At 70.7% G+C, this 19526-nt stretch carries 17 protein-coding genes; 3 read left to right on the forward strand and 14 right to left on the reverse strand.

Annotated features, from left to right (window positions below; translation table 11 throughout):
* The 7 genes from TR50_RS29345 to hemL form a co-directional block, all read right to left on the reverse strand.
* The coding region (locus tag TR50_RS29345) for a sacsin N-terminal ATP-binding-like domain-containing protein (protein ID WP_042428813.1) at positions 1 to 550 on the reverse strand (550 nt) is incomplete at its 3' end.
* A 131-nt stretch (positions 551 to 681) separates the two neighbouring features.
* Positions 682 to 1839, reverse strand: coding sequence for a c-type cytochrome biogenesis protein CcsB (gene ccsB, locus TR50_RS29350; RefSeq protein WP_042428916.1), 1158 nt, complete (start codon positions 1837 to 1839; stop codon positions 682 to 684).
* A 5-nt stretch (positions 1840 to 1844) separates the two neighbouring features.
* Positions 1845 to 3566 (reverse strand): cytochrome c biogenesis protein ResB, encoded by a 1722-nt coding sequence (resB, locus tag TR50_RS29355; RefSeq protein ID WP_042428816.1) that lies wholly within the window; start codon positions 3564 to 3566, stop codon positions 1845 to 1847.
* Positions 3566 to 4312, reverse strand: coding sequence for a cytochrome c biogenesis CcdA family protein (locus TR50_RS29360; RefSeq protein WP_042428819.1), 747 nt, complete (start codon positions 4310 to 4312; stop codon positions 3566 to 3568). Before TR50_RS29360 ends, resB begins: the two co-directional genes overlap by 1 nt.
* Positions 4309 to 4902, reverse strand: a complete 594-nt coding sequence (locus TR50_RS29365) for a TlpA family protein disulfide reductase (protein WP_042428822.1) — start codon at positions 4900 to 4902, stop codon at positions 4309 to 4311. Before TR50_RS29365 ends, TR50_RS29360 begins: the two co-directional genes overlap by 4 nt.
* 110 nt (positions 4903 to 5012) lie before the next feature.
* Positions 5013 to 5654 (reverse strand): histidine phosphatase family protein, encoded by a 642-nt coding sequence (locus tag TR50_RS29370; RefSeq protein WP_042428919.1) that lies wholly within the window; start codon positions 5652 to 5654, stop codon positions 5013 to 5015.
* A 45-nt stretch (positions 5655 to 5699) separates the two neighbouring features.
* Positions 5700 to 7064: a glutamate-1-semialdehyde 2,1-aminomutase gene (hemL, locus tag TR50_RS29375; protein WP_236654633.1), complete on the reverse strand. Its 1365-nt coding sequence runs from the start codon at positions 7062 to 7064 to the stop codon at positions 5700 to 5702.
* 175 nt (positions 7065 to 7239) lie between these two features.
* On the opposite strand from hemL, the gene TR50_RS29380 reads away from it, so the two are divergent.
* Together TR50_RS29380 and TR50_RS29385 are read left to right on the forward strand one after the other, a co-directional pair.
* Complete coding sequence (locus TR50_RS29380) at positions 7240 to 7860, forward strand: hypothetical protein (RefSeq protein ID WP_439654255.1); 621 nt, start codon at positions 7240 to 7242, stop codon at positions 7858 to 7860.
* Positions 7857 to 8534, forward strand: coding sequence for a methyltransferase domain-containing protein (locus tag TR50_RS29385; protein WP_236654634.1), 678 nt, complete (start codon positions 7857 to 7859; stop codon positions 8532 to 8534). Before TR50_RS29380 ends, TR50_RS29385 begins: the two co-directional genes overlap by 4 nt.
* Before the next feature lie 4 nt (positions 8535 to 8538).
* Here the strand turns inward: TR50_RS29385 and TR50_RS29390 are convergent, their stop codons facing one another.
* The 5 genes from TR50_RS29390 to TR50_RS29410 form a co-directional block, all read right to left on the reverse strand.
* Positions 8539 to 9291: an ABC transporter permease gene (locus TR50_RS29390; protein ID WP_042428825.1), complete on the reverse strand. Its 753-nt coding sequence runs from the start codon at positions 9289 to 9291 to the stop codon at positions 8539 to 8541.
* Complete coding sequence (locus tag TR50_RS29395; RefSeq protein ID WP_042428828.1) at positions 9284 to 10183, reverse strand: ABC transporter ATP-binding protein; 900 nt, start codon at positions 10181 to 10183, stop codon at positions 9284 to 9286. The genes TR50_RS29390 and TR50_RS29395 overlap by 8 nt, the downstream gene beginning before the upstream one ends.
* A gap of 145 nt (positions 10184 to 10328) precedes the next feature.
* Positions 10329 to 11474 (reverse strand): sensor histidine kinase, encoded by a 1146-nt coding sequence (locus tag TR50_RS29400; protein ID WP_042428831.1) that lies wholly within the window; start codon positions 11472 to 11474, stop codon positions 10329 to 10331.
* A gap of 155 nt (positions 11475 to 11629) precedes the next feature.
* Positions 11630 to 12313, reverse strand: coding sequence for a response regulator (locus tag TR50_RS29405; RefSeq protein WP_042428934.1), 684 nt, complete (start codon positions 12311 to 12313; stop codon positions 11630 to 11632).
* Between the two features lie 96 nt (positions 12314 to 12409).
* A complete protein-coding gene (locus TR50_RS29410; protein ID WP_439654256.1) occupies positions 12410 to 13675 on the reverse strand; it encodes a S53 family peptidase in 1266 nt (421 codons plus the stop codon).
* A gap of 579 nt (positions 13676 to 14254) precedes the next feature.
* Between TR50_RS29410 and TR50_RS29415 the strand changes: the two genes are divergently transcribed.
* The gene (locus TR50_RS29415) at positions 14255 to 14584 is read left to right on the forward strand and encodes a hypothetical protein (protein ID WP_152648707.1); all 330 of its coding nucleotides are present in this window, start codon (positions 14255 to 14257) and stop codon (positions 14582 to 14584) included.
* 63 nt (positions 14585 to 14647) lie between these two features.
* On the opposite strand, the gene TR50_RS29420 is transcribed toward TR50_RS29415, so the two are convergent.
* Together TR50_RS29420 and TR50_RS29425 are read right to left on the reverse strand one after the other, a co-directional pair.
* Positions 14648 to 15298, reverse strand: a complete 651-nt coding sequence (locus tag TR50_RS29420) for a hypothetical protein (RefSeq protein ID WP_042428839.1) — start codon at positions 15296 to 15298, stop codon at positions 14648 to 14650.
* Between the two features lie 109 nt (positions 15299 to 15407).
* Complete coding sequence (locus TR50_RS29425) at positions 15408 to 19472, reverse strand: SGNH/GDSL hydrolase family protein (protein WP_052441465.1); 4065 nt, start codon at positions 19470 to 19472, stop codon at positions 15408 to 15410.
* Positions 19473 to 19526: the final 54 nt, after the last annotated feature.

The following is a 19526-nucleotide window of genomic DNA, read 5'->3' on the forward strand; positions in this document are numbered from 1 at the left end:
GGCCCTCGCGGCGGCGCAGCTCCTCGGCCAGGCCCGCGTCCGCGCCGGAGCGCTGCGCCGCCTCGGCGGCCAGCTGGCGTGCCTCGGCGAGCGACCAGCGCACACCGCCGGGGACGCCGATGACGCTCGGCTCGTCGGTGACGGACAGCACGGCGGAGAAGCCGACGCCGAACCGGCCGACGGAACCCGCGTCGCGGTCCCCGCGCTTGGAGGAGGCGCGCAGCGTGGAGAGCGACTCCACGCCCTCCGCGTCCAGGTGCGCGCCGGTGTTGGCGGCGGCCAGCACGCCGCCGCGCAGCGTCAGCCGCAGCCGGCCGGGGACGCCGGCGCGTCGGGCGGCGTCGGCGGCGTTCTGGGCGAGCTCGACGACGAGCCGGTCCCGGTAGCCGCCGAGGGCCAGCTCCTCCTCGGCGTTGGCGTCCTCACGGAAGCGGGCGGGCGCGGCGGCCCAAGCGTCCAGCACGCGCCTGCGCAGCGCGGCTGTGCCGAACGGGTCGGTGCCCTCGCTGCCGTCCGTTCCGAACGCGTCCGTAGCCGTCCTGGCGGTCATGCCGTCCTCCCGGTCCCCGTTGAAGCCGTGCAGAAAGCACTGGCCGCATTCTGCCCGCTTCGGGTGACAGCGACGAAAACGGGACGCCGGGTGTGTCACCCGGCGTCCCGTCGGACGGTGGAAGGACCGCCTCAGAGCCCGGCGTAGCTGTGCTTGCCGTTGATGAAGATGCTGACGCCGTAGGCGTTGAACAGGTAGCAGGCGAAGGCGATGAAGACCAGGATCGCGGCCTTGCGCCCCTTCCACCCGGCGGTGGCGCGGGCGTGCAGGTAGCAGGCGTAGGCGACCCAGGTGATGAACGCCCAGGTCTCGGTCGGGTCCCACTCCCAGTAGTGGCCCCAGGCGGCCTCGGCCCAGATGGCGCCCGCGATGATGGTGAAGGTCCACAGCGGGAAGACGAAGGCGTTGATCCGGTAGGACCACTTGTCCAGCGTCGCGGCGGCGGGCAGGCGCTCGAAGACGTCCGACCACCAGCCGCCCGCCTTGACCGCGTCCTTGGCCTTGCGGGTCTCGTAGACGTCCTTGGCGACGTAGAGGATCGCGGCGACCGCGCCGGCGTAGAGGGCGCCGCCGCAGACCATCGCGCCGGAGACGTGGATCCACAGCCAGTACGAGTGCAGCGCGGGGACCAGCTGCTCGGAGTCGACGTAGAACTCGGTGACGGCGATGCCGAGGCCGACCACCGCGCCGAAGGTGACCGGCAGGCCCATCCAGCGCACGTTCTTGCCGGCGGCCAGCAGCGCCACGAAGAGCAGCGAGGCGACCATCGTCAGCGCGACGGTGAACTCGTAGAGGTTGCCCCACGGCGGCCGGTGCGCGGAGATGCCGCGGGTGATGACGGCGCAGAGGTTGAGCAGCGCGGCGAGGGTGGTCAGCGAGACGGCGATGCGGCCGAAGCGGTCGGCGCCCTCGTCGCCGCCGGACGCGCCCACGCCGTCGACGGGCGGGGCGGCGTCGCCGCGGGTGACCACGTCGACCTTGCCGGCTTTGGCGGCGACGGTGCGGGTCAGCGTGGTGGTGCTGCCGCCCGCGCCGGTGACCTTGACCGCGACGGTCGGCGCGGTGCGCGCGGCCGTCTCCTCCGCCTCGGCGTCGGCGACGGCCTGACCGAGGGAGGAGCCGGCCTTGGCCGCGAGCGCCGCGGACTGCCGGGCGACGCGGCTGCGGCCGCCGAAGGTCCACTCGGCCGCGTAGGCCAGGAAGGCCAGCAGGAACACCGCCATCGCGGAGTAGACCAGGATGTTGGAGATGTTGGCGAACTTGGTGTCGATCGCCGCCTCGGCGAGGATCACGTTCACTCCTTCTCGGCTGCGGTGTCGGCGGTGTCGGCTGCTGCGGTGTCCGCGTCCGGCTGGTCGGCGGGCGCGGTGTCCTGGAGTTCCAGGGCGATCTCGGCGAGTTCCTCGGCGATGCGGGCCGACTCGCTGCGGGCGAGGCCCGCGACCTCGACGGTGGTGGCCCCGTCCGGTCCGGTCACGGCGCGGACCCAGATGCGGCGGCGCTGCACGAACAGCGAGCCGATCAGGCCCACGACCGCCATCATGGCGCTGCCCAGCGCCCAGCCGGTGCCGGGGTTGTGGGCGACGGTGAAGTTGGCCCACTGGTCGACGCCGGTGAAGGTCACCGTCCCGCCGTCGGGCAGCTTGAAGCCCTGGCCCGGCGTCCGGTCGAACTTCAGCGGCTGGCCGTCCAGCATGTACTGCTTCATGTGCTTGGTGTCGAGCTCGTAGATGCTCTGCGGCGCACCGGAGTTGTCGCCCAGGTCACCGTGGTACACGTTCAGGTACAGGTGCGGGTCGAGCAGCTCGGGGAAGATCGAGTGGGGGCCCATCGTCTTGAACTCGGACTGGGGCGCCGCGGTCGGGGTGAACAGCGCCGAGAAGCCGAGCTGGGTCGCGTTGCCCTTGTCGTCGACGTAGCCGTCGTTGACCTTGATCGCGCAGGTGGAGGTGTTGTTCCCGTCCTGCGGCAGACACGGGGTCGGGCCGTTGAAGATCACGTCGCCCTTGGCGTCGGTGACCTCGATGACCGGCGCGTAGCCGTTGTTGGTCAGGTAGACGTTGCTGCTGTCGATGCTCAGCGGGTGGTTGACCTCGATGGACGCCGACTTGGACTTCTTCGGGTCACTGCCGGTCCAGTAGGACACGTCGGCCTGGAAGTTTCGCGCGGTGCCGACCTGCGTGCCGCTGGTCTGGTACGACGCCTCGAGCTTGTTCAGCCTGAAGCCGAACGGCACCAGGCTGTCGGCGGTGTAGAAGGTGCTGGGCATGAAGTCGTCGTACATGGCGACGTTGTTGCTGAACGCCTTGCCCTCGATGACGAGGACGGTGCCCATCCCGCCGAAGAGCTTGCCGACCGCGAAGGCGATCAGCATGCCGAAGAGGGAGATGTGGAACAGCAGGTTGCCGACCTCGCGCAGGTAGCCCTTCTCCGAGGTGATCGCGCTGCCGTTGCGGGCGACCCGGAAGCGGCGTCGGCGCAGCAGCGCCTCGGCGGCGGCGAGGGTCCTCTCGGCGTCGGCGCCGCCCGCCGTGCCGCCCGAACCCTGCGCGCCTGAACCCTGCGGGCCGGAGCGCCAGGTGGCGTAGACGGGCAGCCGCACCAGGTGCTTGGGCGCGGCCGGCGGCTGCGCGCGCAGCACGCCGACGAACTGCCAGGTGCGCGGGATGATGCAGCCGGCGAGGGAGACGAAGAGCAGGATGTAGATCGCGGAGAACCAGAACGAGCTGTAGACGTGGAACAGCCCGAGCTTCTGGTAGATCGGCGCGAGGGTGTGGTGGTCGCTGACGAACTGGGCGACCCTGGTCGGCGACGCCGCGGTCTGCGGCACCAGCGAGCCGGGGATGGCCGCGAGCGAGAGCAGGAACAGCAGGATCAGCGCGGTGCGCATGGAGGTGAGCTGCCGCCAGCCCCAGCGCAGCCAGCCGAGCAGGCCGATGCCGACTTCTCCCCCGGCCCCGTCGTCCTCCGCGGGGGCGGAGCTCAGCCGCTCGGCGGCGTCGAGGTCGGTCGTCATCAGATACCCACCTGGTAGTTCGCGGTCCAGTACTGGAGCTGGTTCGTCAGGTCCGTCCACAGGCCGGTGACCAGCAGCACGCCGACAGCGACGAGCATGCCGCCGCCGATCCGCATCACCCACTGGTTGTGCCGCTTGATCCAGCTGAACGCGGAGAGCGTGCGCCGGAACGCGAGGGCCGCCAGGATGAACGGCAGCCCGAGGCCGAGGCAGTAGGCGACGGTCAGCAGCGCGCCGCGGCCTGCGCTGGACTGGTTCCAGGACAGGAACTGGACCGCACCCAGGGTCGGGCCGACGCAGGGCGTCCAGCCGAGGCCGAAGACGACGCCGAGGAGCGGCGCGCCGATCAGCCCCATGGTCGGCTTGCGGTGGCTGCGCAGCTCGCGCTGGGTGAAGCCGGGGAGCAGGCCCATGAAGGCCAGGCCCATCAGGATGATCAGCCCGCCGGAGATCTCGGTGATCAGCGTCTGGTGCTGCTTGACGGTCTCGCCGAAGAAGCCGAAGAAGGCGCCCATCGACACGAACACGGCGGAGAAGCCCAGCACGAACAGCACCGCGCCGAGCGCCATCCGGCCGCGGCGGCGGCCGTCGGCGTCGGCGAGGTCGGCGGCGGAGAAGCCGGTGACGTAGGAGAGGTAGCCGGGGACGAGCGGCAGCACGCACGGTGAGAAGAAGGACACCATTCCGGCGAGCAGCGCGACCGGGAGCGCGAGCAGCAGGGCTCCGTGCAGGACCGTCCCGCTCACGACTTCTCCGCGATCACCGGATCGAGGATCTTGCTGAGCTGGTCGCTGGTCAGCGGCTGGAGCGCGCGCACGGCGATGCGGCCCTGGCGGTCGAGGATCAGCGTGGACGGGATGGCCTGCGGGTTGAGGCTGCCCTTGGGGAACTGGAGGAGCAGCGAGCCGTCCTCGTCGTAGAAGCTCGGGTAGGTCAGCTTGTGCGCCGCGACGAACTGCTGGGCCTGGTCGATCTGGGTGTCGCGGGTGTTGATGCCGACGAACTCGACGCCCTTGGCCTGGTCGGCGGCGAAGACGCTCTCGAAGTCGTCCGCCTCGGCGCGGCAGGGGCCGCACCAGGAGCCCCAGACGTTGAGCACGACGACCTTGCCGCGGTAGGCGGCGAGGTCGAGCGGCTTGCCGTTCAGGTCCTTGCCGCTCAGGTTGATCGCCGCGCCGCGCTGCGCCGCCGGGACGGAGACGGACTCGCCGGTGCCGGCGACGTAGCCGCTGTCACTGCCGCCGCCGGTCTCGGCGGCGTTGGTGCCGCTGCAGGCGGAGAGCATCAGGACGCCGCTCAGGGCGGCAAGGGCGAGCAGAGAGCGGCGGCGCGTCATGTGAAGAGTTTCGCATGCTTGTTTAGGCCGATTTCACGGCCCCCACGAAAGCGTCGTGGTAGGCGCTTGACCTGCCACGACGCATCGTGTAGTGGATATTTAATTGATCTTTATGCCCCGAACGACTTGTTGGTCATCGGGCCCTTCTTGCCGGTCAGGTGGGCCGGAAGCAGATCGCGGGCCGGCTCGCTGTAACCGATGGAGACGATCTTGTCGCCCTCGTAGGTGAAGGACGTCAGGCTCGCCAGCGAGCACTGGCGGCGGCGCGGGTCGTGCCACAGCCTGCGGTGCTCGGCGAAGCAGCGGGTGACCCAGATCGGCAGTTGGTGGCTGACGCAGACCGCCTCGTGGCCGCGGGCGGCGTCGCGGGCCGCGCCGAGCGCGCCCATCATCCGCACGACCTGCTCGATGTACGGCTCGCCCCAGGACGGGCGGAACGGGTTGGTCAGGTACTTCCAGTGCGACGGGTTGCGCAGCGAGCCGTCGCCGACGCCGAAGGTCTTGCCCTCGAAGACGTTGGCGGCCTCGATCAGCCGCTCGTCCTTCGCCACGGCGAGACCGTGCGCGGCGGCGATCGGCGCGGCCGTCTCCTGGGCGCGGTCCAGCGGGGAGGCGACGACGTGGGTGACGTCACGTCCGGCGAGGTGGTCCGCGACCCGGTCGGCCATCTTCCGGCCCAGCTCGGAGAGGTGGTAGTCGGGCAGCCGCCCGTACAGCACGCCCTCCGGGTTGTGCACCTCGCCGTGCCGCATCAGGTGGACGACGGTGATGTCCTTGTTGCTCACAGCTCAGTGCTCCTAGGCAGTGGCTTCCGCCGCCGCACGGGCGGCCACGGGGAGGGCGGCGGCGATGCGCTCCAGCGCGCGCTCGTCGTGCGCGGAGGAGACGAACCACGACTCGAAGGCCGAGGGCGGCAGGTAGACGCCCTGGCTGAGCATGGCATGGAAGAAGGCCGTGAAGCGGAAGGACTCCTGGCCGCGCGCCTCGTCGTAGTTGGTGACGGGCTGCTCGGTGAAGAAGACCGAGAACATGTTCCCCGCGGTCTGCAGCCGGTGCGCGACGCCCTCCTTGTGCAGCGCCTCGGTGACCAGCGCGCCGACCTCGGCCGCGACCTGGTCCACCGTCGCGTAGACGGCGTCGGTGCAGGCGCGCAGCTGGGCCAGGCCCGCCGCGGTGGCGACCGGGTTACCGGAGAGGGTGCCCGCCTGGTAGACGGGGCCGGCGGGGGCGAGGTGGGCCATCACGTCGGCGCGGCCGCCGAAGGCCGCGGCGGGGAAGCCGCCGCCCATGACCTTGCCGAAGGTCATCAGGTCCGGCTTGACGTCCGCGGACCACCCTTCGTTCGCGGATTCGAACCCGTACCAGCCGGCCTTGGAGACGCGGAAGCCGGTCATCACCTCGTCGGAGACGAACAGCGCGCCGTTCGCGCGGCAGAGTTCGAGCAGGCCCTTGTTGAAGCCGGGCAGCGGCGGGACGACGCCCATGTTGCCGGGGGACGCCTCGGTGATCACGCAGGCGATCTCGCCGGGGTGCGCGGCGAAGGCGGCGCGGACGGCGTCGAGGTCGTTGTACGGCAGCACGATCGTGTCGCCGGCCTGGGCGCCGGTGACGCCGGGAGTGTCGGGCAGCGCGAAGGTCGCGACGCCGGAGCCGGCCGCGGCCAGCAGCGCGTCGACGTGACCGTGGTAACACCCGGCGAACTTCACGACCTTGGCGCGGCCGGTGAAGCCTCGGGCCAGGCGGATCGCGGACATGGTCGCCTCGGTGCCGGAGGAGACCAGGCGCACCTGCTCGACCGGGGTGATCCGCGCCACGATCTCCTCGGCCAGCTCGACCTCGCCCTGACCGGGCGTGCCGAACGAGGTGCCGCGCGCGACAGCCTCCTGAACTGCGGCGATGACCTCGGGGTGGGCGTGGCCGAGGATCATCGGACCCCAACTGCACACCAGGTCGACGTACTCGCGGCCGTCGGCGTCGGTCAGCCACGGCCCTTGGCCTGCGACCATGAAGCGCGGGGTGCCTCCGACCGCCTTGAAGGCGCGGACCGGGGAGTTCACTCCGCCGGGCGTCACGACGGATGCGCGTTCGAACAACGCCTGGGAGACGGGTGCCTCGTACGGGTACGGACTGCCGATGGTGTGCTTGCTCACGGGATCGCTCACGGGAACATGGTCTCAAATCGCTGTCGTTTCAAAATCGCAGCCTCGTATACGGCATGTCCGCGCCGATCATCTGGGACGATGATCGGGCCACCCGGCGCGCGTGCGTGTGCCCGTCCTGCGGAGGTACGCGGCGGCCTGTTGGCAAATCGACGACGGACGGTAAGGATGGTCCGGGGTGTCCGATCAGCGTGAGGACTCCGACTGCGGCGCGGAGCGTGGCCGCTCTGCGCGCCGTGCGCGCGGGTTGGACGGAACGACGTCGCGACGGCGCGACGGAGGTGGAGGTGCGGGCCGCGTGGGGGTGACCTACAAGTACTTCGGCGCACCCGACCGCGCCACGGCCGCCCGCGTCCCCACCGCCCTGGGCCGCGACGGCCTGGGCCTCGAAGCCGGCGACCTGGCCACCCTGGGCCGCCTCGGCGAGCTCTTCGGCCTCGACGGGGGCACCGAGGAGTCCATCAGCGGCAGCCTCTCCACCAAGATCAAGCCGGAGACCGTCAGCGCGATGGTCCTCACCGGCATCCTCGGCATGCCGCTCAACGAGGTGCCCCCGCTGGAACTCGTGGTCCTCCACCCGGACTACGCCGTCGTCCAGCTCCCCCAGACCGTCGTCGAACCGCTGCTGAAGGCGGACGAGGCCGTCCTCGGCAGCGCCGCCTTCATCTGGTCCACCGTCCCGGACCGGCGCGGCCCGCGCGACGCGTTCGTGATCTACCAGATGCTGCACGAGTGGCAGGACTTCGCGAACCGGCTGCACGAGGCGGGGCACCAGCTGTACTGCCTGATGTGGCCGTGAGCCAGGGGCTCCTGCTCTCGGACGGGGAGCTGGAGCAGAGCTCGGTCGTCGCCAACAACACGATGAACCGGGAACGCGGGCTCAGCGGCGTCAACAGCTACGCCCGTGAGCTGGGTTTCGACCCGGTCGCCCGGCTCCGCGGGCTCGAACGGCCGCGCTGGTTGGACCTGTGCAGCGGGGAGGGGCTCGCGCTGCGGGCGGCGGCGGCGCTGCTGCCCGCCGGGGCGGTCCTGACGGGTGTGGACCTGGTGGGGCCGCTGGGCGCGCGTCCGCTCCCGGCCGGTGTCGAGCTCGTCACCGCCTCCCTGGCCACATGGACGCCTCCGCCGGGCCGCTACGACCTGATCACCTGCGTCCACGGCCTCCACTACATCGGCGACAAACTCGCCCTGCTCGCCCGGGTCACCACGTGGCTCGCGCCGGGTGGGCTGTTCGTCGCCCATCTCGACCCGGACTCCTTCCGGCTCCCGGACGGCCGCTCCGCCGCCCGCCCGCTCCTGCGCGCCCTGCGCGACGCGGGGTACGGCTACGACGCCCGCCGCCACCTGCTGCGCCACGAGGGCGCCACCGACCAGCCGTTCGTCTTCCCCTTCACCCACCTCGGCGCGGACCCCGACGCCGGGCCGACCTGGACCGGCCAGCCGGGCGTGGGGACGTACGTGCAGCCGCGCTGAGGAGTCATCCGTCCCAACGCCACTGACGCAGGAAGCCGCAGGCGAGGGCGGCGGCCGTCCAGGCGAGCAGGACCGCGAAGCCGGTGACGGCGCGGTGGGAGCCGACGGTGAGCATCTGCAGGCCGGCCTGGTCGGGGAAGTACTGGGCCAGTTGCCGCGTGGCGCCGATGACGGTGAGGATGTGCGATCCCGCCAGCACCATGGGCAGCAGGACGGCGAGCGGGAGCACCGCGCTGCGGGCCGTCGCGGCGACTCCGAGCGCGAACAGGCTCATCAGCGTCAGATAGCCCACGGCTCCCCCGAGCGCGAGCGGTACCCCGGCGTCGCCGATCGAGGCGCCGTGGGGGCCGAGTGCCGCCTGGGTGGCCAGATAGCCGAGGACGGTGACGGGGATCGCGACGGCCGCGGTGACGGCGGCGGCGACCAGCGACTTGACGGCGAAGAGGCGGCCGCGCCGGGGCACGGCGAGCAGGGACACGCGCACCATGCCCGAGCCGTACTCGCTGGAGACGACGAGGACACCGAACACGATCAGGGCGAGCTGTCCGTACAGGATCCCGTCGAGACCGGCCTGTTGCGGGGTGAATCCCGCCCGAAGCAGGGGGTTGTGGGAGTCGATCGCGGAGCGGGCCGAGGCGCCGTCGAGGGCGGCGACCAGCAGGCTCAGCGGGACGAAGAGCAGCAGCGCGAGGTAGGTGGTGCGGACGCAGCGCACCTTGGTGAACTCGGCGCGGACCGCCGCGAGGGTCTCAGACACGGGCGTCGCTCCTGTCCCCGACGAGCCCCAGGAAGGTGTCCTCGAGGGAGCCGGTCTGGGTGCTCAGTTCGTCCAGGGTGAGCCCGGCCGCGGCGGCCAGGCGGTTGATCTCGGCGGCGGGCATCCCGCCGACCTCCAGACTGCCGTCGGGTGCCATGGTCGACGTCGCTCCCCGCCGGTCCAGTTCGCGGGCCAGCATGACCGCCTCCGGGGTCCGGACACGCACGTAGGAGCGCGCGTGGCGACGGATGAAGTCGGCTGTACTCGTGTCGGCCAGGAGCCTGCCGCGATGGACGACGATCAGGTGGTCGGCGACCAGCGACATCTCGGTCATCAGATGGCTGGAGACCAGCACGGTCCGTCCCTCGGCGGCCTGGTGGCGCAGCAGCTCACGCAGCCAGCGGATGCCCTCCGCGTCGAGGCCGTTGACGGGCTCGTCGAGCACGAGCACGGCCGGGTCGCCGAGCAGGGCGGCGGCCAGACCGAGGCGCTGCCCCATGCCGAGGGAGAAGGTGCCGAGCCGTTGCCGGGCCGCTCCCGAGAGCCCGACCAGGTCCAGCACCTGCGCGACCCGGCCGCGCGGGATGCCGTTGCTCTCCGCGATCCAGCGCAGGTGGTTCGCCGCGGTCAGGCCGCGGTGGGCCACCGCCGTCTCCAGCAGCGCCCCCACCTGCCGTACGGGGTGGCGCAGTTCATGGTAGGGCCGCCCGGCGATCCGGGCGGAGCCGGAGTCGGGGTGGGTCAGGCCGAGCATCATCCGCATCGTGGTGGACTTTCCCGCGCCGTTGGGGCCGAGGAAGCCCGTGACCGCCCCGGGGCGGACCGTGAAGCTCAGGCCGTCCACGACGGTGTTCTGTCCGTAGCGCTTGGTCAGGTCATAGACGTCGATCACCAGCCCAGTCTCGGCAGGCGGGGCCCCTTGCCGCATCAGCCCGGGGACGGGACTGCGGCTGCCCCGGCACGGCCGGGAGCCATACCTGAGGATGAGAGGCCGCACCGAACCCGGGACGTCGGCGGGCCACAGGGGTGAGGAGGCGTCAGAACGGCAGCGACGCGGACACCTGGAAGCCGCCCCCCGGGCGCGGCCCGGCGGTGAGGACACCGCCGTGCGCGGCTGCACGCTCACGCATCCCCACCAGGCCCAGCCCTCCGCCGGGCACGGCGGCGCGTGACCCGCGTGCGCGGGGGCCGTCGTCGTCGACATCGATGGTGATCACCTGCTGCTCGACCGTGACCCGGACCCGGCAGCCGGTGGGCGCGGCGTGCTTGACCACGTTGGTCAGCGCCTCCTGGACGATCCGGAAAGCCGACAGGGCGACACCGTCCGGGGGCGGCTCCTGACAGTCCACCTCGAGCGCCACGCGCACGCCCGCGGCATCGGCCGTGCGAACCAGTTCCGGCAGATCCGCCAGGCCGAGCACGGGACGCAGCTCCCCCTCCGGCCCTTCCTCGCGGCGCAGCAGCGTCAGGGTGGCCCGCAGGTCCCGCAGCGCCTTGCGGCTGACGTCCTCGATGACGGTGAGCGCCTGCTGCGCCTCCTCGGGATTGGTGACGGCGACGTGGTTGGCGATGCCCGCCTTGACGGCGATCAGGCCCACGCTGTGGGTGACGACGTCGTGGATGTCCCGCGCGATGCGCAGGCGTTCCTCGGCCTTTGCCCGCTCGGCGGCCTGTTCGATGGTCTGCCGCAGGCGCGCCCGCCGCTCGCGGACCGCCGAGCCCGCGGACCAGGTGGCTCCGAGAACCAGCAGGCCGAACACCACCTGTACGGCCCGCGTCCCGCCCGGGTAGTGCGGCGACCCGGTCATCGTCAGCGCTGCCGCACCCACCGCGCACACCCCTCCCACGACGACGGCCGACAGCCGGCGGGGCTGCGGACCGACGACTGCGACGAGGTAGAGCGCGTAGGCGACGGCGAGGAAGGCTGTCGGTGCGAGACCGAACGGCAGCGACACCAGCGCGACCACGAGCACGCTCAGCAGGACCGGCACCGGCCACAGCCGTCGCACGGCCAGCGGCAGCGCGGCGGCGAGCGACAGCGACCACACCGTGGCGCTGCCCGGGTCGCCCCCCAAGGCGTGGCGCAGCGGCAACAGTTCGGGGACCAGCGCGATTCCGAGAGCAGCCGCCGCGTCCAACTGGATCAGCCGCCGCGGGACGGCGCCGTCGCGAGCAAGGCTCATGGCCACGACCGTATGTGTGCGGTCATGACGCGTCCAGCGCCGCACCACAGCCGTCGCACGCGCGAGAGACGCCGGCCTGGGGAGAGCCGAGCACGGCAGCGCGGCCGGCTGAGCGCAGGCCCCGGCTGTTCTGTCCCGTGAGGTCGGGGATGTGGTCAGAGCACCTGGCCCGGCATTCCGCGTTCGGCGAGCCCGCTCTCGTAGGCGATGATGACCAACTGGGCGCGGTCCCTTGCCTGGAGCTTCGCGAGAAGGCTGCTCACATGGGTCTTGACCGTCGGAAGGCTGATGACCAGACGCTCGGCGATCTCCGCATTGGACAGCCCGTTGGCGACGAGGAGGAGCACCTCCTGCTCCCGGTGGGTGAGCCCTACCAGCCTCGGGGTCGGGCGCTGCGGCTCGGACGCCCCCGAGAACGTCGCGATGAGGCGGCGTGTCACGCTGGGCGCCAGAACGCTCTCGCCATCGGCGACGATGCGGATGCCGGCCACCAAGTCGGCGGGGGAGGCGTCCTTCAGCATGAACCCGCTGGCCCCGGCCTGGAGGGCGGGATAGACGTAGTCGTCCATGTCGAACATGGTGAGGACCAGCACGCGCACGCCCGCGGTCTCCTGGGCCGAGCAGATCTGCCGCGTCGCGGCGATCCCGTCGAGGCCGGGCATCCGCAGGTCCATCAGCACCACGTCCGGCACGAGTTCACGGGCCATGCGCACCGCCGTGGCACCGTCGCCGGCCTCGCCGATCGCCTGCATGCCGGGAGTGGAGTCGACGAGCACGCGAAAACTCCCGCGCAGCAACGCCTGGTCGTCCGCGATGAGCACACGGACCGTCTCAGCCATGGCCATGACGGCCACTGTACCCACCGCACAAGGCCGTCGAGGCCCGGCGCGTGGGGGCGCCGGGCCTCGAACGGGGTACGGGGTGCCCGCTCGGCGTCAGCCGGTGAAGGCGGTCAGGCCGTTCGGGGTGCCGAGGCCGGTCGGGCCGTCGTAGCCGGTCTCGGCGGTGCAGAGGTAGGCCGGGGAGCAGCTGGCCGTGGAGCCGGTGGTGACGTCGTTGAGCGAGGCGGTGTTGGCGTACAGGTTCTTGGCCGGGACCGAGGCGGTGTGGGCGCCCGCGTCGGCGTAGACGCCGGCGATGAGCGGGGCCGCGACGGAGGTGCCGCCGTAGACGCTCCAGCCGGACGCGCCGTAGGTCTGGTAGACCGCCACGCCGGTCGCCGGGTCGGCGACGGCGGAGACGTCGGCGACGGTCCGCTTCGAGCAGCCGCTGTCGGTCTGCCAGGACGGCTTGGGCTCATAGGCGGAGCAGCCGGAGCCGGCGCCCTCGGTGCTGGAGGTGGACCAGACGCTCTCGCTCCAACCACGGGTGTTGGACGCCTTGCTGAGCGAGGTGCCGCCGACCGCGGTGACGTTCGGGGACGCCGCCGGGTACTCCACGCCGTAGCCGCCGTCACCGGAGGAGACGGTGATCGGGATGCCGGGGTGGTTGAAGTAGGTGCTGTCGTAGCTGGTGTCGGCGGAGGACTCCGAGCCGCCGTAGCTGTTGGAGACCTCGGTGGCGCCCAGGCTGACGGCGGTGTTCACCGACTTGCCGAGGTCCGTCATGCTCGCGCTGGTCGCCTCGACCAGGATGATGTGCGCGTTGGGGGCGACCGCGGAGACCATGTCCAGGTCGAGCGAGATCTCGCCCGCCCAGCCGGAGTTGGAGCGCGGGAGCTTGCTGGTGCCGGTCTCGCCCACGATCTTCAGGCAGCCGCTGGCGGTGGTGCAGGCCGGCAGGCCGTACTGCGAGCGGTAGGTCGCCAGGTCCGCCGCGGCGTTGGGGTCGTTGTAGGCGTCGACGATCGCGACGGTCTGCCCCGCGCCGCCGTTGGCGGGGAGGTTGTAGGCGGAGAGCAGGTCGGACGGCCCGTAGCCGGAGGGGGTCGCGTTCGGGGTGACGCCCTTGGCGTTGACGTGCTCGGCGCTGCTGGTGACGTGCAGCGCGTTGCAGAAGGCGTGGCCGGGGGTCAGGTCGACGGCGCAGGTGCGCGTCCAGGCGACGCCGTGTCCGGCGGCCTGGGCGGGCAGGGCGGCGAGCAGACCGGAGACGGCGAGGGCGGCCGAGCCCAGGAGCGGGACGGCGACGCGGCGGGCGGTGGCTATCGAGGTGGTGCGCAACGTACGGCCTCCTGAGGCGGGATGTCCGGGGGCGTGCATGGTGCGACCGCGTCAAAGGGAGTGGCCCTGCCGCGGGTTGAGCGTGGCGGAACGAGTCGGGGCGTCGGCGCGAACACCATTTGGCGTGGTGTCAGCTGGCGAAGACCGTAGCGACGCGTTCGGTGCACGACAAGAGTGAGCGGAGGATGATCCTCACCTTTTACAGAGGCGACACAGAGGTGAATCACGGGCGCGGGGATCGAGGCCGCCGCAAACCCCGTGGACACTGCGCTCGTTCGGCGCACGGACCGCCACGGGCAGGCGCGGCTCGGGCCCGGACGATCAGCCGGCGGCCCGTACGACCCCCACGAAACCTTCACGATGCGCGGGCCCCGGAAGGCGGGTCGGCGGGGCGGCCGTCACAACAGATCGACATCGAATCGTCCCAGAAATTCGCGCTCTTCTGTGCAATGCAGCCGTTCCGAACTCTCATTGACCGCGGCCATGGGCGCAGGGTAGGTTCTTGGACGTCCCAATGGGACGCCGATCGTTTTTCGAGGGGGAATCTTGAAAACTCGCGCAAGGCGTGCACTGACAGGTGTCGCGACTGCCGCCGCCGCCGCGACCTTGGCTCTGGGGGTGGCAACGAACGCCGAGGCCGCCGTCATGTACTCGGTTTCCACGTACAGCTGCAAGGTGAGCCTGGACATCATTCACAACTACAACGGAAGCGGCCACGACTACGCCGCCGCGACCATCACCTCCGTCAACGGGGACTGCCTGGGCGCGCTCTGGCGCTCGAGCGACGGCGGGAAGACCTGGCTGGCCGGGAGCACCGACTACTACGAGAGCCCGGGGCACACCTTCACCACGAGCTACTACTACGACGGTCCGGGCTACGTCTCCAAGGCCCACATCCAGGAGAACGACGGCTGGGGCTTCGCAGACAAGTTCACGCCGTCCTACTGATTTCCACAGAACAATGTCCGGCCCGTCGAGCGAATCGACGGGCCGTTCCTTTTTCAGCGGTATTCAGTGGCTCTTCGCGCGCTCCGCGCGTTTTGAAAACAGGGTGTAGTAGGGCCGACTCAAGGTGATACTGAGCAGTTGCCAGTTCTCCTCGCGAGCCCGCTCCACATTCATGACCGCAGGGTCCCGGCTGAGGCGACCGGGCCTGATACTGAGCCGGTCGTCCTGGAATTCGTCGGTGAGTTCGCGACTCCCCGGAACGTCCCAGTCGATGAAGACCGGGCCGTCCTCGGTGTCCAGCACGATCAGCGCGTGCCTCGGGGACCGCGGATCGGATATGAACGGCTCCAAGTAGCTTCGCTGCCCCGCGTAGCAGCCCAGGATCCGTGGAATCAGTTCCTCCAGGGGGTCCGGCTGCGTGGCGGCGAGGAAGGCCGTGATCTGCCACCGGCAGCGCAGAGCCGTTCCCGTGCCCGTGAAGAGCGTGAGGCGTGAGGGCCGGGCCGCCTCGTCCGCGTAGGAGACGAACACGACCCGCAGTCGGTGCCGCTGAGCGAACGTCCTGATGGCCGCCTCCGCCTCGGCACGCGTCCGCTCGCGCAGTCGGTCCACTCGTTCGGAGCGGTCGATCCGCCGCAACCGCACGTTGCTGGGAATCCCCGACCGGACGGCCCGCACCGCGACCAGCCCGAACAGGGCAACCAGACCCGACACCCGCCTTGCACGGCTCGGTGATTGCTTCATGGCTCCCCCGGGTTGTCGTCAGTGCGACGAAGGTTCGACGGACGGGTGGGCGCGGAGCGAGCCGCGCCCACCCGTGAGACTACGGGTACATCTGCTTCAGTTCGGAGTTCAGGACGAGGGCGTAGAGCGCGGCGCCGTCGATGTTCGGGTGGAACGACTCCGCGGAAAGCCCGTAGCCGATCTTCGTCAAGACCGTGTTGAGCAGGGGGAAGTCGCGCGCCGGATTGTCACTCGCCCGGAGCTTGCTGACGAACCGGTTGATGTCCTCGGGGTTGCCGCACAGGGCGTGTCCCGCGAACACCTTCGTCGGATCGGCGAAGTAGGCCCGGTCCCCCTTGGCCGTGGCCTGGGTGGCCGCGCTCTGCATCGCCGTGGTGAGCTGGCCGCCGACGCTGTTGAGGAACGCCGCCGAGGCCGCCGACAACCCGACACTGAGCGGCGGGATCCCCAAGTTCAGGCACGATCCCTGCTTCTCGAAGAGCAGGGGGTAGCCCATCAGCACGATCTTCGCGTTCGGTGCCAGGGAGTGGATCTGGTCGAGGGTCTTCACCAGATCCGGCAGCACGATCTTGTTCATGATCGCCGGCAGGGCCACGTCGAGGGCCTGGCCGTTGAAGTCGGCGTACCTCTGGTCGCCTCCGGGCTTGCTCATGTCCTCGTTGAACTTCTCCGTGGCACAGCTGCTGCTGCCGTAGTCGAGCAGGCACTGCTGGACGACCGCCGAGAAGCGCATGTCGTTTCCACCGATCGACATCGTCACCAGGGTCGTGTTGCCGTCGAGGTAGCCCTGCTGGAGCTGGGGCAGTTCGCCGTACTCGACAGCACCGTCACCGTAGGCGCCCGTGTCCAGCAGGTTGGGGATGCGCGCACCCGAGCAGGCCAGCATGTGGTAGTCCATGCTCGGTGCCTGCTTGTCGGCCTGGGTGCCGATGTTGCTGGTCTGGCCGGGGACATAGGCGACACGCGACCACGCGTAGTAGGAGCGGTGGCAGGCGTCCGTAGCGTTGGTGGGTCCCGCGTCCTTGTAGTTGCTGTCGGCCGTGTAGTCGCTGTCGGCCTTCGCCGCGCCCTCGCCGGAGGAGAACGAGTCGCCCAGCGAGACCACGAAGTTGGCGGGCTTCGCGGCCAGCGGCACGATGGCCACGCCGTCCCAGGCGATGTCGTCGTCCGCGGTGCCGTTGTAGGCGAAGTTGCTGAGTGACACGCCCTGGTGACCGCTTCCGGAGAAGTGGAAGACACCGAGCTGGAGCCACTTGTTCTGCCGCCAGTGCAGGCTCAGGGCCCGGTTGGTGTCACCGCTTCCGGTGTGGACGGTGTAGATGGCCTGCTGAGTCGTCGCACCGGTGTCGGGCACGTGGATCAGGACCCGCGCCCAGCTGTTGATGTTCTGGTTCAGCTGGTAGTTGCCGGTCACGGCCATGGAGCCCGAGACGACGCCGGGGATCCGCGGGTCGGCGGAACTGTTGGTCACCGGCCCGGTGTCGGTGGTCCCGCTACGGGTGTGGCTGTACCAGAAGTGTCCGCCGAAGCCTCCACCGATCTGGTGCAGATCCTCCTTCGCCTCATAGTGGTTGTCGGCGTCCGGTTGGAAGCTGAAGCTCAGCGTGCCGGCGTCGTGCCAGGTGCGCTGGCAGCCGTCGACCATGGGCGGAACCTGGCCGCTCACGGAGTCGATGACGAGCGCGTTGGCGGGCAACGCGCTCGTGTCGCAGTCGGGAGCGGAGGTCTTGCCGTCACCGGGCTCCGACCGGAGCGTCATGTAGGTGAGGCTGCCGTGGCCGCAGGAGGTGGCGCAGTCCGGCTTCCACGTCGCGGACGAGTTCCACCAGTGGTACGAGTCGCAGCCCTTGATCTTCTGGGTCTCGCACGGGGGCGGGCTGTTGACGTCGCAGGCGTTTCCGGCGGTCGTGCAGAACGTGCCGAGCGGCGGCTTGACCGAGCTGCGGTCGGACGCAGTGTCCCACCAGGCCGGCGCGAAGCCCGCAGTGCTGTAGCCGGGCGTCCCCTCCGACTGAAGGTTGCCGCTGTCGTCGTACGAGCGGCCGGTGTCGATGGACCAAGCGGCCCAGCCGAGCACCTTCTCCTGGTAGGGCCAGTCCTGGGGTTTGGCGGCGTCGGAGAACGTGTTGCCGTCCAGGAACGGGTGCCGGCCCGCCGGGTAGATCGGGTTGGCCGGGTTGTTGTACCAACCGAGCCCCGCGGCGGTCGGGTTGGCCGGGTCGGAACCCTGCTTGTTGTAGCCCTCGTTGTAGTCCCACAGGGCCGCGAACCAGTTCTCCGGCCGGGAGGAACTGCCGTCGTTGACCGTCAGCGGCGGAGTGAGGCTCTGCAACTCGTTCCACTTGCCCGCGAGGATCACGGCCGACTCGGCGATGTTGGAGGCGTAGTCGAGGGCCACGGCCTTCTGCTGGGCGTAGCTGAGTGTGGTCTGGCCGATCCTCATGCCATCGGTGACCTGCCCGATGCCGTACCCGCAGTCCGACTTGGACCAGTCGATCTGCCAGATCGCCTGACGGTTGAACACGGCCGAGGGATTGCCGTACCAGTTGGGGTTGATCGAGTTCCCGGTCTGGCCTGGCAGAGCGCCGCCCTCGGCCTGCCACAGGTTCGATTCCTGGGTCATCACGCCGAGCAGGACCTGCGGCGGGATGGTGCCTCCGCCGACCAGGGCCGGAAGCGGGAACATGCCTTGCGGGTCCACCGTGCCGAGACCGTCGGCACCGCGCCAACCGCCCTGCGTGAGCCAGTTGGAGCGCAGATCGGAGCGGACGGCCATGTCGACGGCCCACACGACCTGGTTCGGAGTCGGCTGGTACGCCTGCTCCGCCGGGTCGTTGCGGGGGATCGCGCAGGACCGGTCCGGGTCCCAGGTCTCGCTGCCCGGGCCTGAACCGCTGACGCGCGGCGACGCTCCGTGACCCGTGACCGTCGAGGCGGTCCCGAGGGCAGGCGAGGCGTCAGCCCCTGCTCCGCTGTGCCCCTCCGGCACACTGAAGTCGATCTTGGTTCCGTTGCCGGTGACAACGGCGGAGATCTGGACCGGGGCGGTACCGTCGACGCCGGAGCCAGCCATCCCCTGGGCGACGTGCGAGGCCATGGCGGCCGACGCCGCACTGGTGACAGCGAGTCCGCCCAGGGTGGAGACGGCGGCATCGGCGGAGGCGCCGATCCGGCTGACTCCCGTCGGCAGCGAGGAGGAGACCCGGGCGGCGAGCCTGCCCGCGTCCGCCCCCGTGATGAAGACCCGGCCGCCCGCGCCCTGCTGGACGCCGAGCTGCGAGGCGCCCGCAGTCGCGAGGGTGGTGGTCCTGCTGCCCGCCAGGTCGCGCACCCACTCGGAGTGGCTGTCCTGCTCCGCGTAGACGACATCGCCCTTCGCGGTGACGTGCAACGCATAGGCGGTGCCATGGGTCTTCGCCAGAGCGGTGACGGCGCCGTTCGGGGCGACTCGGACGAGTTCTCCGGCGCGCGCCGCGACGGTGCCGACGGTGGTCGGCACCGCGGAGGTGACCTCGCCGGCGGTCACCGCCTGGCCTACGATCCGGCCCTGGCTGTCGATCGTGACGAGGCGCGTCCTGTCGACCGTGTCGTTGATCTGCGTCAGCACTGCCGTGTGGGTGGCGGTGTTGCAGGACGGGTCGAAGTAGGCCAGCGACGCGGTGACCGGGAGCTTGGTGACCTTTCCCGATTCAAGGTCGACGACGGCCGAGAAGCCGCCCTCCTCCATCAGCTGCTGCTTGTTGGTGAAGCTGCGCGGCCCGTAGACGACCACTGCGTGGGACGGGTCCGTCAGACAGTAGTCGCCCACCCACAGGTCGGTGGAGAAACCGGGCTCCGACAAGTCCGCGACCGTGCTCCAGGCGTACGCGTCGCGGCTGTCCGCCTTCATCACGCGAAGCCCGTTCTGGTCGCCGGAGACGGCCACGGCCCGGTCCTGGGACTGCTGCCAGCCCTTGGGCAGAGTGCCGCCGGGGCTCGGGACGCGGGTGTCGGGCGCGACCGCCCCCGCCGTCGGCGACGCCTGGACGCCCGGGTGCGGCTGCGGCTGCGGCTCGGCCGCCGCCGCGGTCGGCGCGAGCAACCCACCGACCACCGCCACGACGGCGGTGAACTTCAGCGGGTTACCGCGACTGCGGTGTATCAAGATTCTCCCCCTCGGCTGTCAAAGACGGGCCGGGGGGCCAGCTGTCACTGTTCG

It is taken from the genome of Streptacidiphilus anmyonensis, assembly GCF_000787855.1.
In the GTDB taxonomy this organism is placed as follows: domain Bacteria; phylum Actinomycetota; class Actinomycetes; order Streptomycetales; family Streptomycetaceae; genus Streptacidiphilus; species Streptacidiphilus anmyonensis.

What these genes read in the sequence shown, in the direction of transcription:
- resB (WP_042428816.1), bottom strand. Translation starts at nt 3,566, where the DNA reads ATGACGACCGACCTCGACGCCGCCGAGCGGCTGAGCTCCGCCCCCGCG.
- TR50_RS29365 (WP_042428822.1), bottom strand. Translation starts at nt 4,902, where the DNA reads ATGACGCGCCGCCGCTCTCTGCTCGCCCTTGCCGCCCTGAGCGGCGTC.
- TR50_RS29370 (WP_042428919.1), bottom strand. Translation starts at nt 5,654, where the DNA reads ATGCGGCACGGCGAGGTGCACAACCCGGAGGGCGTGCTGTACGGGCGG.
- TR50_RS29400 (WP_042428831.1), bottom strand. Translation starts at nt 11,474, where the DNA reads ATGAGCCTTGCTCGCGACGGCGCCGTCCCGCGGCGGCTGATCCAGTTG.
- TR50_RS29405 (WP_042428934.1), bottom strand. Translation starts at nt 12,313, where the DNA reads ATGGCTGAGACGGTCCGTGTGCTCATCGCGGACGACCAGGCGTTGCTG.
- TR50_RS29410 (WP_439654256.1), bottom strand. Translation starts at nt 13,675, where the DNA reads ATGCACGCCCCCGGACATCCCGCCTCAGGAGGCCGTACGTTGCGCACC.